12 protein-coding genes are annotated in these 11,209 nt (G+C 73.1%); 7 read left to right on the forward strand and 5 right to left on the reverse strand.

What is annotated here, in order from left to right; all coding sequences use genetic code 11:
- The first annotated feature begins 47 nt into the window (after positions 1-47).
- The 4 genes from ACFYYB_RS00915 (at position 48) to ACFYYB_RS00930 (ending at position 3,178) form a co-directional block, all read left to right on the forward strand.
- Positions 48-1,262 (forward strand): serine hydrolase domain-containing protein, encoded by a 1,215-nt coding sequence (locus ACFYYB_RS00915; protein ID WP_389433434.1) that lies wholly within the window; start codon positions 48-50, stop codon positions 1,260-1,262.
- A 116-nt stretch (positions 1,263-1,378) separates the two neighbouring features.
- A complete protein-coding gene (locus tag ACFYYB_RS00920) occupies positions 1,379-2,179 on the forward strand; it encodes an NPP1 family protein (RefSeq protein ID WP_389432413.1) in 801 nt (266 codons plus the stop codon).
- Positions 2,180-2,303: 124 nt separating this feature from the next.
- The gene (locus tag ACFYYB_RS00925) at positions 2,304-2,894 is read left to right on the forward strand and encodes an HPP family protein (protein WP_389432414.1); all 591 of its coding nucleotides are present in this window, start codon (positions 2,304-2,306) and stop codon (positions 2,892-2,894) included.
- A gap of 98 nt (positions 2,895-2,992) precedes the next feature.
- Positions 2,993-3,178, forward strand: a complete 186-nt coding sequence (locus ACFYYB_RS00930; RefSeq protein ID WP_284717145.1) for a DUF6381 family protein — start codon at positions 2,993-2,995, stop codon at positions 3,176-3,178.
- 54 nt (positions 3,179-3,232) lie between these two features.
- Here ACFYYB_RS00930 and ACFYYB_RS00935 read toward each other — a convergent pair whose 3' ends face one another.
- Positions 3,233-3,583, reverse strand: coding sequence for a hypothetical protein (locus tag ACFYYB_RS00935; protein ID WP_389432416.1), 351 nt, complete (start codon positions 3,581-3,583; stop codon positions 3,233-3,235).
- Between the two features lie 117 nt (positions 3,584-3,700).
- Here ACFYYB_RS00935 and ACFYYB_RS00940 point away from each other — a divergent pair, with 117 nt between their 5' ends.
- Together ACFYYB_RS00940 and ACFYYB_RS00945 are read left to right on the forward strand one after the other, a co-directional pair.
- On the forward strand, positions 3,701-4,294 hold the full coding sequence (locus tag ACFYYB_RS00940; protein ID WP_389432418.1) for a YdeI family protein: 594 nt from the start codon (positions 3,701-3,703) through the stop codon (positions 4,292-4,294).
- 187 nt (positions 4,295-4,481) lie between these two features.
- Entirely contained in the window at positions 4,482-5,360 is an 879-nt protein-coding gene (locus ACFYYB_RS00945; RefSeq protein WP_389432420.1) for a GNAT family N-acetyltransferase, read from the forward strand.
- 79 nt (positions 5,361-5,439) lie between these two features.
- Here the strand turns inward: ACFYYB_RS00945 and ACFYYB_RS00950 are convergent, their stop codons facing one another.
- The gene (locus ACFYYB_RS00950; protein ID WP_389432421.1) at positions 5,440-6,633 is read right to left on the reverse strand and encodes a cytochrome P450; all 1,194 of its coding nucleotides are present in this window, start codon (positions 6,631-6,633) and stop codon (positions 5,440-5,442) included.
- 115 nt (positions 6,634-6,748) lie between these two features.
- On the opposite strand from ACFYYB_RS00950, the gene ACFYYB_RS00955 reads away from it, so the two are divergent.
- Positions 6,749-7,513, forward strand: coding sequence for a dienelactone hydrolase family protein (locus ACFYYB_RS00955; RefSeq protein WP_389432422.1), 765 nt, complete (start codon positions 6,749-6,751; stop codon positions 7,511-7,513).
- Positions 7,514-7,611: 98 nt separating this feature from the next.
- On the opposite strand, the gene ACFYYB_RS00960 is transcribed toward ACFYYB_RS00955, so the two are convergent.
- From ACFYYB_RS00960 to ACFYYB_RS00970, 3 genes are all read right to left on the reverse strand, one after another.
- Complete coding sequence (locus ACFYYB_RS00960) at positions 7,612-9,384, reverse strand: Ig-like domain-containing protein (RefSeq protein WP_389432423.1); 1,773 nt, start codon at positions 9,382-9,384, stop codon at positions 7,612-7,614.
- A 44-nt stretch (positions 9,385-9,428) separates the two neighbouring features.
- Complete coding sequence (locus ACFYYB_RS00965) at positions 9,429-10,508, reverse strand: hypothetical protein (protein WP_389432424.1); 1,080 nt, start codon at positions 10,506-10,508, stop codon at positions 9,429-9,431.
- Between the two features lie 185 nt (positions 10,509-10,693).
- A complete protein-coding gene (locus ACFYYB_RS00970; protein WP_250741571.1) occupies positions 10,694-11,104 on the reverse strand; it encodes an organic hydroperoxide resistance protein in 411 nt (136 codons plus the stop codon).
- Positions 11,105-11,209 lie beyond the last annotated feature (105 nt).

Here is an 11,209-nt window from a genome sequence, read left to right on the forward strand (position 1 = left end):
CCCTTCCGTCCCTCCCCCGCGCACGGCGTCTGGCCGTCGGCGCCGCCCTGCTCGCCGTCGTGGCCGGCGGTACGCTGCCCGCCACCGCCGCCCACGCGGCGACCGCGCACGGTTCCGCCGCCCAGGCTCCGCTCCAGCCGGCCGCCGCGCCCGATCTGGAGGCGCTGACCCAGGCGTTGCGCAACACGACGGCGGCCGGGGCCCCCGGGGCGATGGCCCGCTTCACCGGTCCGGACGGGGTCCGGACCCGGGTCGAGGGCGTACGGGACCGGACCACCGGCGCGGTGATGGACACGCGGGCCCGCTTCCGCATCGGCAGCGTCACCAAGACGTTCTCCTCGGTGGTCCTCCTCCAACTGGTGGACGAGGGGCGGATCGAGCTGGACCGGCCGGTCAACTCCTATCTTCCGGGCCTGCTGCCCGACGACCGGATCACGGTGCGCCACCTGCTCACCCACCGCAGCGGCCTGGCGGACTACACAAACGCGATGTTCGAGCACACCGTGCCCGGCTTCGAGGCGGTGCGGAACAAGGTGTTCACGTACCAGGAGCTCGTCGGCCTCTCGCTCGCCGAGCCGAGGACCACCGAGCCCGGGGTGGCCTACAAGTACTCGAACACCAACTTCGTCGTGGTCGGGATGCTGATCGAGAAGGCCACCGGCAAGTCCGTGGCCAAGGAGTACGAGCGGCGCATCATCAAGCCCCTCAAGCTGAAGAACACCTCCTACGTCCACCCCGGCACGGCCATCAAGGGCCTGCACGCCAACGGCTACCTCCACCCGGACGAGGCCGGCGCCCCGCTGGTCGACTCCACCGAACAGACCGTCTCCTGGGCGCAGTCCGCGGGCGCGATGATCTCCAGCGCGGCCGACCTCAGCACCTTCATGTCCTCCCTGCTCGGCGGGAAGCTGCTGCGCCCGGCCACGCTGGACGCCATGCTCACCGTGACGCCGACCGACGCCACGAACACCCGGTTCTACGGGCTGGGCCTGCGCCGCTACGACCTCTCCTGCGGTGCGCAGGTCTACGGGCACACGGGCACCGTGCAGGGCTTCTACACCTACGCGTTCACCACCCGGGACGGCAAGAGCTCCCTCTCCGCCATGGCGAACACCTCCAACCGCGGCCAGGCCAACACCGCCCTCGGCGGCACCCTGGAAGCCGCCTTCTGCGGCAAGGCGCCGGTCGCCGGCAAGGCCGCCGCGCGCGGCTTCGCCTTCGCCCCGGCCGCGGCGGAGGCGGACCTCCCCGAGAACCGCTGACGGCGATTCCCGGACACCGGGAGGCTCCCGCCCCTTGGCCTGGGGGCGGGAGCCGGGAAAGCTGAACTCCGCATTCCCGCACGGGCGTTGCCCGTGTGACCGATGAGGAGGACACGATGGCCGACGTACCGCCCGTGAAACGTTCCCGCAGGGGGCCGGGCCGGCGGGCCCGCAGGATGCTCGCCGCCACGGCGGGGGCCGCGACGCTGGTCCTCGCCGTCCCGGGGATCGCGTACGCGGCTCCGCCCCCGGCCCTGCCCGGCAACGCGGACGGGCTGGAGCAGACCTTCCAGCCGGCCTACGACTACGACCGCGACGGCTGTTACTCCAGTCCCGCCATCGGTCCGGACGGCACCCTCAACGGGGGCCTGAAGATGGGCGGCGACGTCAACGGCCAGTGCCGCGACCTCTCCGACCTCGACAACACCAACGGCTACTCCCGCGCGAAGTGCAACAACGGCTGGTGCGCCGTCATGTACGCGCTCTACTTCGAGAAGGACCAGGTCTCCCTCGGCCCCGGCAGCGCCGGGCACCGGCACGACTGGGAGCACGTCGTGGTGTGGATCCAGAACAACCAGGTCGCCTACGTCTCCACCTCGGAGCACGGCAACTTCAAGGTCCACGCCGCCTCGCAGATCCGCTTCGACGGCACCCACCCGAAGATCGTCTACCACAAGGACGGCTGGAGCACGCACTGCTTCCGTGCCGCGAACTCCAACGACGAGCCGCCGGAGAACCACAAGGGGACCTGGCAGTACCCGACGCTGGTCGGCTGGAACGGCTACCCCGCCGGGCTGCGCGACAAGCTGAGCCAGGCCGATTTCGGCAGCGCCCTGCTCGGCATCAAGGACGGCCAGTTCAACGGCCACCTGGCCAAGGCCAAACCGGCCGGAATCCCCTTCGACCCCAACGCGTGACGGTCGCCGTCCCCGGGTGCGCCCCGCCGGGCGGACCCGGGGACGGGCGGCGACGGGGCTCCGGATAGGGTCCCCGTACCGCCCCTGCCCGGCCGACGGCCGCCCTGCCCGGAAACCTGCCGCCATGAGTACCGCGCTCCACCCCGCTTCGTCCCCCGACGCCTCCGGCTCCCCGGACGCCGCCGGCTCCCCCGGGGCCCAAGTCCCCGGGGCGCCCCGCCGCCGGATGAGCGGCGGCCGGGCCCCGGCCCGGCCCACGGCCGCCGCCGCGATCCACAGCATCAGCGCCGCCACGGCGGTCCTGCTGTGGCTCGTGGCGGTCGGAGCGATGATCCACGAGCCGATCCTCATCCCCCCGCTGGCGGCCAGCGCCGCCCTCGTGCACAGCGCGCCCACGCTGCCGCTGGCGCAGCCGCGCGGGGTGATCATCGGGCACATGGTGGGAGCGGCCGTCGGTTACGGCGTGCTGGCCGTGGCCGGAAGCAGTGCCTGGGGGGCCGCCGTGGCCGCCGGTGTGACGCTGGCGCTGGTCATGGCCGCGCGCACCCCGCATTCACCCGCCTGCGCCACCGCCGTGGTGGTCGTGCTCCAGAGTCCGGCGGCGGCCCGGTTCGTCCCGCTGCTGTTCGGGTCGACGGTCCTGATCGTCCTGACCGGGTACGCGGCCTCCCGCGTGCGCCGCAAGGCGCCGAGGTACCCCGCCTACTGGTGGTGACCGTACGTGACCGCGGGCGGCGTTCGAGATGCGCCCGCGGTGTCCTGCTGGTTCGCTGAAAGCCGCCCGGCGTCCCCCCACAGCGCCCAGGAGTGATCATGAGTGCAGGCGAATCCCACGGCCGGTCCCGGCAGCTGCGCGACAAGGCGCAGGAACTCGACGAGGCCGCCACCCGCTCGACCGACCCCGACGAGAGCCGGCGACTGCGGGACAAGGCGCGCCGGCTGCGCGAGCAGAGCGAGCAGGAGCGCGTGATCGACGACCCGGGCATGGACCTGCGGTAGCCCCGGCCGGCGAGCCGGGGCCCGGCCGAGGAGCTACGGGCTAGGGGCTAGGGGCTACGGGGCCACGGCCGCCGCGGGGGCCTCGTCGAGCTCCCACGCGTGGCGCTTGAACTCGCGGACGAAGTCGGCGTGGTCCTCCCACTGGCGGGCGATGCCGCGCAGCACGTCCCAGTGGTGCTCCACCGCCTGGTCGATGACCCGGCGGACGGCCGGCTCGGCCGTCTCCCGCTGCGCGATGAGGCTCTTGGCCACCGAGGCTTCCAGGGCCGCGTTGCGCAGGGCGCGCAGGGCGCGGGAGGTGTCGTCCATCCCGAAGCCGTTCTCGCCGCCCGTCTCCTCGGCGAAGAGCGGGGTGAGCCGCGCCTCGATGAAGGCGGTGATCCGCTCGAAGTGGCGTACGTCCATCGGGGGCTCCATCTCGGGTCGCTGCGCTGACCGGTGCGAACCGGGCCCGCACCGGCGATCATTATCCCGCAGCCGGGCACCCGGTCCGTTCCGGGGGGCGGCCACTAATGTGGCCGCATGAACGAGCTGGAGGAGCCGGACGCGCCGGACGGCGTCGAGGTCATCGCGTTCGCCGACGGCGCGGCCTTCGAGGAGTGGCTGGCCGGGCACCACACCCGGCACGAGGGCGTGTGGGTCAGGCTGGCGAAGAAGGCGTCCGGGATCGCTTCCGTCTCCTCGGACGAGCTGGTCGACATCGGGCTCTGCTACGGCTGGATCTCCGGGCAGCGCCGGTCCCTGGACGAGCGGTTTTACCTGCAGAAGTACGTGCCCCGCAGGCCCAGGAGCCTCTGGTCGCAGGTCAATGTCGACAAGGTGACCGAGCTGACGGCCCTGGGACGGATGCGCGAACCGGGGCTCGCCGAGGTGCGCAAGGCGCAGGAGGACGGCCGCTGGGCGGGGGCCTACGCCTCCCAGCGGACGGCGGAGGTGCCGCCGGACCTCGCCGAGGCCCTGGCCGGGGACCCGGCCGCCCGGGCGGCCTTCGAGGCCCTGGACCGGACCGGGCGCTACCTCGTCGCCCTGCCCCTCCTCCAGGCCCTCACCCCGGAGACCCGGCGGGCCCGCCTGGAACAGGCCGTACGCCTCCTGGCGCGGGGCGCCGCCGACTGACCAGCCCCGGCCGTCCCGTCCCGTTAATCCATTGCCCAGGAACCGGTGGCCCGGCTAGGTTCGCCCGAGCCGTCCGGGGCGTTCCGACCCGGCACTGTCGACGAGGAGGTGTGGAGCACATGCGCACGAGTGCCCAGCAGGAGAGCCCGCGCACCGATCCCTTCCGCCTCCTCACGACGGAGACACCTTGTCGCTCCGCATCACCCCACTGACCGACCCCGCTCACGGGGCACACAGCCGACGCCTCGCGTGGCTGGCCTCCGACGCCGACTCCATCCCCGTCGGGACGGCCTTCCTGCGCCTGTTCGACGGCGGACAAGAGCACCTGGCCGAGCTGACCCTCCACGTCCATCCCACGGAGCGGCGCGAGGGCATCGGCTCGAGGCTCCTCGAGGCCGCCGTGGCCGCCGCTCGGGACAACGCCCGACGCTGCGTCACCGCGCAGGCGGAGGCCGGATCGCCCGCCGATCACTTCCTGCCGGCCCACGGCTTCCGCAAGGTGCTCACCTTGAGGTTCGCCCGCTTGGCGCTGGCCGACGTGGACCCCGCCGCCCTCGCCGCGATCATCGAACGTCCGCACCCCGGCTACCGTCTGGAGTCATGGCGGGGAACCGTCCCCGACGGCCTCGCCCGGACGTTCGCCGCCTCGCGCCGGGCCATGGACGACATGCCCATGGAGGACACCGACCACGGCATCACGATCTGGGACGTGGACCGGGTCCGGGCCGCGGCGAAGGCCGTCGAAGACCGCGGGGACCAGCTGCACACGGTCGTCGCCATCGACACGGCCGACGGCTCGATCGCCGGGTTCACCGAGCTCGTCGTCCCCGGCGACGGCAAGGGTGACGGCCAGCACTACGGCACCGCCGTGCTGCCCGAGCACCGCGGGCACGGGCTCGGCCGATGGATGAAGGCCGAGTCCATCCGGCAGGCCCACGCGCGCCATCCGGACCTCGGCGGCCTCCTGACCGACACCGCCGACAGCAACACGCACATGAGGCACATCAGCGACAGCCTCGCCTACGTGCCCACGCACACGACGGTCCAGTACCAACTCGACCTGTAGGGACGACCGGACGACGGGCCGGACCCGGCTGCACCCGGTCCGGTCCGTCGGCACGTCCGGAACGGGCCGGTCCCCGGGCTTACCAGCGGACCGGAAGGCGGCTCACGCCGTGCATCAGGGTGCCCGGCAGCCAGGCCGGCGGGCCGGCCGCCCGGTCCTCGGCCAGGTCGGGGAAGCGTTCGAGCAGGGAACGGATGGCGATGCGGCCCTCCATGCGGGCCAGCGGGGCGCCGATGCAGAAGTGGATTCCGTGACCGAAGGCCAAGTGGCCCTGCGGGGCGCGGCCGATGTCGAACGCCCCGGGGTCCTCGAAGCGGGCGGGGTCGCGGTCGGCGCCGCCCAGGGAGACGAACACGGTGGCCCCGGCCGGGATGACGGTGCCGCCCAGGTCGAGGGGTTCGCGGGCGTAGCGGTACGTGGTGTGCTGCACGGGGCCGTCGTAGCGGAGCATCTCCTCGATCGCGCCGTCGAGCAGTCCGTCGAAGTCTCCGCGCAGGGCGGCCAGTTGTTCCGGGTGGGCGAGCAGGGCCCGTACCCCGTTGGAGATGAGGTTGACGGTGGTCTCGTGGCCCGCGATCAGCAGCAGGAAGGCCATCCCGATCACCTCGTCGGAGGACAGGGAGTCCCCGTCCTCGTCGCTGGCCCGGATCAGCGCGCTGAGCAGGTCCTCGCCGGGGTCCTTGGACTTGGCCCCGATGAGCTCCACGAGGTACGTCCCCATCTCCCGGTTCGCGGCGCCGTTCGCTTCGACCGAGGTGGGGGAGACGATCTCGTTGGACCAGTGGCGGAACCTGGCCCGGTCGAGGTCGGGGACGCCGAGCAGCTCGCAGATGACGGTCATCGGCAGCGGGAACGCCAGCGTTTCGATCAGGTCGCCGGCGCGCTCCGGCCCGGTGGCCATCGCGTCGAGCAGTTCGTCGGCGATCTGCTGGATCCGCGCCCGCATGCCCTCCATCCGGCGCGCGGTGAACTCCCTGGAGACCAGACGCCGCAGCCGGGTGTGGTGGGGCGGGTCGGATTCCAGCATGTTGGAGCTCACGGCGCTGATCTGGGCGTCCGCGAAGTTGCCCGAAGTGCGCCAGTCCTTGGACAGGGCCGGGTGGTTGAGCGCGCGGCGCCCCTCTTCGTGCCCGACGATCATCCAGCTCGGCTCGGGATCGCCGGCATTGAGGACGATCCGGTGGACGGGCCCCGCCGCACGCATCCTCTCGTAGAAGGCGTACGGGTCGGCGTCGAACTCTTCCGCGCTGGCGCTGATGTCCACTACTGGCATCGGACCACGGTACGCCCCCGGTTGGGGCCCGGCGAGGGCGGTTTCCGGACACTCCGGGGCAAGACTCCGATCACGGTAGTCTGCGGCCTTCGCCAAACGAAAAAGGGGGACGGCCATGACGACCGCATGCGAGGTAGTCCGGACGACGGTGGAGGTCGTCACTCGGGACGGCACCGCCGATGCCTATCTGGCCCGGCCCGACGGCGAAGGCCCTCACCCGGGCGTGCTGTTGTACGTGAACGCCCTCGGGATCCGTCCGCACGTCAAGTCGGTGGCGGACCGGATCGCGGCGGCCGGCCACGTGGTGCTGATGCCCAACCTCTTCTACCGCCACGGGCGCGCACCGGTGTTCGAGCTGCCGGAGTTCGTCGACTTCGACCGGCAGCCGGAGCTCTCCGACCGGATCGGACCGGCCCTGCGATCGCTCACCGCCGAGCTGGCGATGCGCGACGCGGAGGCCTATCTGGAGCGGCTCGCGGGCCTCCCGGACGTGGCCGCCGGGCCGGTGGCGATCACGGGGTACTGCCTGGGCGCTCGGCTGGCCCTGCTCACGGCCGGTACGTATCCCGAACGGGTGGCCGCCGCGGCCGGTTTCCACGGCGGGTTCCTGGCCACGGACGCGGCGGACAGTCCGCACTTGGTGGCGCACCGGGTCACCGCCGAGCTGTACTTCGGCCACGCGGACCAGGACCCGACGCTGCCGGCCGAGGAGATCGACCGGCTGGGGAAGGCCCTGGCGGAGGCGGGGGTCCGCCACCGGGCCGAGGTGTACGACGGCGCGGGGCACGGCTACACCCTGGCGGACACGAGCTCCTACGACGCGGCCGCGGACGAGCGGCACTGGGCCGCGCTGTTCGCGCTGCTGGACCGGACGTTCTGAACTCCGCGGGCCCGGCTTCCTGCCGGGCCCGCGGAGTCACGGGGCCGCGTCGCCGAGGGGCTGCGTCGCTACGAGGCCGCCTCGCTACGGGGCCGCGATCACCGGCACTGGCGGGACCGGGGTCCGGCCACGGTGGTCGCGGTGACGCGCGGCGCCGGTTCGTTGGCCTCGCAGCGCAGCGGTCCGACGATCCGGCCGCCCGCCACCTCGACGCCCCCGGTGTTGGCCTCCAGGGTGACGGGACCGGTGATCGTGTTCCCGGCGCAGTCGGGGCCCGTCCCCTCGCCCGCGGCGGAGCCGATCAGCACGGAACCACTGGTGTCGCGCACGGCGACCGGGCCATTCAGCGCGGATCCGCAGAGGGACACGGCGAGCGCCCCGTCGGCGGAGAACGGACCGGTGACGCGGGCGTCCGCTACGGACAGCGCGCCGCCGGGCCGGACGGTCAGCGGACCGCTCTGGCTTCCGCCGGAGGCGATGCACAGCGATTCCCCGCCCGCCACGGTCAGCGGTCCGCGGTGGTCGGTGGTGATACAGGGCCGGCTGAACCCGACGGTGACCTCGGCCGGTTCACCGGTGGAGCTCGCCGTGTGGTCGGCGTCGGGGGTGTAGGCGGCGCTGATCCGGTGGGCGCCGGGGCGCAGGGCGCTCGTGGTGAAGCGGGCCAGTCCGGCGTCGAGTGCGACGGTGGCGAGCGGGGTGGCCCCGTCCGAGAAGGTGATGCTGCCGCCGGGGGCGGCGGCAGCCGGGTCCCCGGAGCCCGTCACGGTCGCTGTCAGGGCGACGGCGTGCCCGAACAGCGGGGTGGCGGTGTCCGTGGTGAGGGTGGTCGACGTCCCGTAGCGGAAGGAGATGACGGCCTTGCCATCGCCGCGCTGGACCCCCGACTCCAGGGTGGCCCCGGAGACACCGGCCTCGGCTCCGGCCGCGTAGCCGCTGCCGCCACCGCCGCCCGCGCCGTAGAGGTTGCCGGGGTTGCCGCCGCCGGAGCCGCCGCCACCGCCGCGCCAGCCGCCGCCACCGCCACCGCCGCCGTTGCCGCCGCGGCCGCCGTTGCCCCCGGTGCCGCCGGAGCCGGGGTTGGGCCGGCCGGTGTACTGGTCGATGTCGCTCGCGTTGCCTCCCCCCGCGCCGATCGGGTTGGTCCGGGTGCCGGTGCCGTGCTGGGTCTGGGTGCCGCCGGTGCCGCCGGCGCCGGATCCCTCGGGACCGCCGCCCTCGCCGCCGTTCTCGCCGGCGGGCCCGCCGCCGTTGCCGCCGCGCAGCAGGGGGCCGCCGTTGCCGGCGCCGCCGCCGGCTCCGGCTCCGGCCACCAGGATCCGGTCGGCCGGGCCGAAGGCGCCGATGCGCAGGTCGGAGGCGCCGCCGCCGGAGCCGCCGCCGCCGTGCGCACCGCCGCCGCCGGTGCCGTGGCCGAAGCCGCCGGGCCGGGCGTACTCGCCGTGCCGGGAGGTGCCGGAGCTGCCGACGCCTCCCCTGGTGATCTGGAGGGCCCGGCCGGGAGTCACGGCGAGGACCGCGTGGGTCCGGCCGCCGAGGCCGCCGGGTGCGCCCTCGTTCGGCGGGTTCGGGGAGACGAAGCCGGCGGCGCTGCCGCCTTCGGCTCCGTACAGGTCGACGGTGAGGGCGCTCACCCCGGCGGGCACGGTGAAGACGTCCGTGCCCGCGGTGGCGTACGTACAGGTGGGCGGCGAGCTGGTGAAGACGCCCGCCGGGCCGCAGGGGCCGGACGGCGCGTCCGCCGGATCGGCGGACGCGGCGAGGGGTGCCACCAGGGCGGCGAGGAGGCCGGCCACGCCGAGGACGAGTGCGGTCCGGGAGACGGAACGGGAGGCGGAGCGGAAGGCGGGGGTGGGTCTGTGTGAAGTCATGGTCCTGATCGGGGTGGTGGGGAAACGGGGGTCGGCCATACCGCTCAGACGCCGTCGTCGGCGCACAGCGCCCAGGCGTCGGTGTAGGTGTTGGGCGAGCTTCCGCCGCCCGTGTGGCTGTAGGCCGTCCAGTAGGAGGCCGTGGTGGTCCCGTCGCCGACCGGGGTGCCGCCGGAGTTGCTGGGGTAGCTACCGTTGAGGTGGTCGCCCGGGGAGCCCGGTCCGGTGAAGGCGGTGGTCGTCACGCTGCCGCCGCTGATGGCCGCGCCCCCGCTGATCAGCTTGCCGTCGCCGCCGCCGCAGCCGACCGTCGCGGTCTGCCCCGACGTGGCCGCGGTCGGGCCGCTGACCTCGCTGTAGCGCACCTTGACCGTGGCACCGCTGATGTTGATGTTGCTGCCGCTGCAGATCGCGTAGGCGTACGTCGTGTTGCCGGTGCCGCCGCCACCGCCGTTCCAGCCGACCGCGGTCCAGGAGTCGGGGTTCGACTCGCCGTCGGCCGCCGCCTTCTGGCCGTAGGCGTGCCCGGCGTCGTTGAAGGTGGGGAAGGACGCGATCGGCTTCAGGCTGCCGACGTCGGCCGGGGTGATCCGGGCGCCGCCGCCGAGCAGGCGGGTGTTGGCCGGGCAGGTGGCGGTGACGAGGCCGACCGTGGAGGCCGCGGTGGGTCCGGCGACCTTGTTCATCACCACCTGGGTGTGGTTGATCAGGTTGCTGGTGAAGCACACCGCGTAAGGGGTGCTGGAGAACGAGGCGTTGACCGCTCCCCCGCTGCCCCCGATGCCGAGCCAGTGCGTCACGTCGGTACCGACGACACCGGTCGAGCCGGTGTACTCGGTGCTGCCGTCGGGGCTGGGCGCGGTGCCGTCCACCTTGTTGCCGTTGGACGAGGTCCCGGTGCCGATGGCCTGGTTGATCCCGCCACCGGAGATGAGCCCAGAGGAGCAGTCCGCGTGGGTGGATATCTCGGAGAAGGTCGCCGCGGGCCCGGAGGTGGCTCCCGGAGTCTTCACCGTCACGCCGACGGTGTTGGCGTAGGCCGATCCCGGCACCAGAAGGGCCAGGAGGGTGCCGATGACCAGTGACTTTCCTGCGACGGCGCGCCGCAGAACTGTCTTTGGCATGTAATTTTCTCCCTCATCCAGAGTCGCGCATGCGGACATTAGCAGTCCATTTCGCGCGCATCTACAGCGAGAACAGGCCGTCTCACCTAGCAGATAAGGGTTTGTTGTGCCCGGCCTGCGGTCACGACGCAAAAAGGCGGCGGCTCCCGGCATTCCGCCCGGAACCGCCGCCCTGAAGGAGCGGACTACTCGACGACGAGCTCGACGGGGATGTTGCCGCGCGTGGCTCGGGAGTAGGGGCAGACCTCATGAGCCTGCTTGACCAGCAGCGTGCCGGTCTCCCCCATCAGCGCCTCGGGGAGTTCCACGCGCAGGACCACGGCCAGACCGAAGCCCGCGCCGTCCTTGCCGATGGAGACCTCCGAGGTCACCGAGATCTCGCTGGTGTCGACCTTGGCCTGGCGGCCGACCAGCCCGAGGGCGCTGGCGAAGCAGGCGGCGTATCCGGCCGCGAAGAGCTGCTCGGGGTTGGTGCCCAGGCCGCTGCCACCGAGGGCCGGCGGCATGGCCAGCGCCAGGTCGATCTGACCGTCGGAGCTGACGGCGCGGCCTTCGCGGCCGTTGGCGGTGGCGACAGCAGTGTAGATCGCGTCCATCTCGGGGGTTCCTCTCACGGGGCGGAGGCGGGGCCGTCGACCGACGGCCTCGCCCCATCAATATGGCACACAATTAAGTTGTGCACAATTCAGTTGCCACCACGG

This window comes from Streptomyces sp. NPDC002886, assembly GCF_042888445.1.
Lineage (GTDB): Bacteria > Actinomycetota > Actinomycetes > Streptomycetales > Streptomycetaceae > Streptomyces.